Origin of the sequence: Streptomyces sp. NPDC052101 (genome assembly GCF_040680235.1) — a bacterium.
Lineage (GTDB): Bacteria > Actinomycetota > Actinomycetes > Streptomycetales > Streptomycetaceae > Streptomyces.
Window position 1 is genome coordinate 1 of sequence record NZ_JBFAWH010000118.1, and the last position, 1,853, is coordinate 1,853.

The following is a 1,853-nucleotide window of genomic DNA, read 5'->3' on the forward strand; positions in this document are numbered from 1 at the left end:
CTGGGCCGGGACACCAGCAAGGGCGCCGACGGTGACGACCCGCGCTACTTCGGTGTCGGCACCCTCCGTACCGGTCTGAAGCCGGCATGGTGAAGCACAGCACGGCCACCACGACCAGCGGCCGGTGCGCATCGCGGACGTGCTCGGCGAGCAGGCCGAACACCAGCATGCCGACGCCCTCGAGCAGGAGGATGTTGGCGTACCGCGACCGGAGGCCGTTGACCCGGCCCCAGTTGAACACCAGCGCGCAGACGACCGCGCCCAGGATGAACATGGCCAGCGCGAGCAGGCCCGTGCCGACCAGACCCGGGGCGTGGAGGACCGCCGCGTCCGCCATGGACGCCACGATCCCCGTCATGTGGGACGTGTACGTGGCCACGGCGACGAAGCCCACGGAGTTGAGGATCCCCGCGATCGCGGTCAGCACCAGCGCCAGGTGGGTGTTGCGGCGCACGGTACGCTCGGGGGCGCACAGGTTGAGCACCCCGCCACCCTACGACCGGACGCCGCCGTCGGCGCCGACGCGGGAGGCGCCGTCGTCGACGCCTCCCGTCACCGTGCCCGGGCTCAGTAGCTGGAGTAGCCGTCCTCCGACAGGGTGTGCTTCTCGTCGCCGGTGATGGCGGGGTTGAACACCGAGATCAGGTGCATGTCCTCGGTGCCGCCGCGCAGGTCGTGCGGCTCGTGGTCCGGCAGGACGTAGATGACACCCGGCGTGATCTCGTGGACGGTGCCGTCCGGCTCCACCACGGAGCCGTTGCCCGCGATGCAGTAACAGGCCTCCTGGTGGTTGCGGTACTGGAGCTTCGAGGACGATCCGGCGCGCACGATCGTGTGGGCGACGGCGAAGCCCATCTCGTCCTTCGCGGTGATGAGGCGTTCGGAGGTGCCTCCGCCCCACTCGACCTTCTCGACGTCGTTCCGGCTGCGGGTGTACATGGGTGGATCGCTCCCTCGGTCGGCTCCGGGGCGGAGGAACACGCCCGCCCGTCCTCGCCACAGTAGGCACGGGCGCGTGGGGCGACTCAACCCCTCCCGGGCGCCCGTTTCATCAACGAAAGACCTCGACACGCCCCGTCTCGACCCCTCCCGGTCGCACTGTGACACGGCCTACACGTGTGGGATACTGACGGCACGCCGCATGCCCCGCGCGGGAGAGCGTCGGCGCGCGTCCTGCCCCGGCCGGCCGCGTGAGCAGGCCGCCGAAGGAGCAAACCCTCCCCGGGAATCTCTCAGGCATCCGTACCGCGTGGGGTCAGGCGCTCTGGAAAGCGTCTCACTCCGCCGCGCCCGCGTCCGGACCGAGACCACCGACGGTGCAAGCCGCCCACCCGGGCGTCGGAAACTCTCAGGTCCATGACAGAGCGGGGAGGAGCAGACCCACGCCGTGACCACGGCAGGATCCCCCGGAGGTACCCCGTGACCAGCCCCCAGACCACCGAGAGCACGACCGCGCTGCCCCACGAGCGCGTCGAGCCCAAGGACACCGCCTCGGCCCCCTTCGTGGCCCGCCACATCGGCCCGCGCCCCGCGGACGTCGAGCACATGCTGCAGACCCTGGGCTACGACTCGCTCGAGGCCCTCGTGGACACCGCCGTCCCCGCCGGCATCCGCCAGCCGAAGCCCCTCGAGCTGCCCGCCCCGCTGACCGAGTCCGCGGTCCTGGAGCAGCTGCGCGAGATCGCCGGCCGCAACGTCATGAAGACCCAGATGATCGGGCAGGGCTTCTCGGACACCGTCACCCCGGGCGTCATCCTCCGCAAGGTGCTGGAGAACCCGGCCTGGTACACGGCCTACAGGAAACTCGCGGCAAACTCCGGATGAACCACCGCCGTTTTCAGCCGATTTCACCG

General features: G+C 70.6%; 3 protein-coding genes and 1 riboswitch. Of the genes, 1 reads left to right on the forward strand and 2 read right to left on the reverse strand.

What is annotated here, in order from left to right; genetic code table 11:
• Together AB0L75_RS44115 and AB0L75_RS44120 are read right to left on the reverse strand one after the other, a co-directional pair.
• Positions 1–484 (reverse strand): YoaK family protein (locus tag AB0L75_RS44115; RefSeq protein WP_365191930.1); only part of this gene is annotated, 484 nt, incomplete at its 3' end.
• A gap of 83 nt (positions 485–567) precedes the next feature.
• Positions 568–939: an ectoine synthase gene (locus AB0L75_RS44120; protein ID WP_020624813.1), complete on the reverse strand. Its 372-nt coding sequence runs from the start codon at positions 937–939 to the stop codon at positions 568–570.
• Between the two features lie 202 nt (positions 940–1,141).
• Positions 1,142–1,258, forward strand: a riboswitch (glycine riboswitch).
• 161 nt (positions 1,259–1,419) lie between these two features.
• On the opposite strand from AB0L75_RS44120, the gene AB0L75_RS44125 reads away from it, so the two are divergent.
• On the forward strand, positions 1,420–1,824 hold the full coding sequence (locus AB0L75_RS44125) for a hypothetical protein (protein ID WP_365191931.1): 405 nt from the start codon (positions 1,420–1,422) through the stop codon (positions 1,822–1,824).
• The last annotated feature ends 29 nt before the right edge of the window (positions 1,825–1,853 follow it).

What these genes read in the sequence shown, in the direction of transcription:
- AB0L75_RS44120 (WP_020624813.1), bottom strand. Translation starts at nt 939, where the DNA reads ATGTACACCCGCAGCCGGAACGACGTCGAGAAGGTCGAGTGGGGCGGA.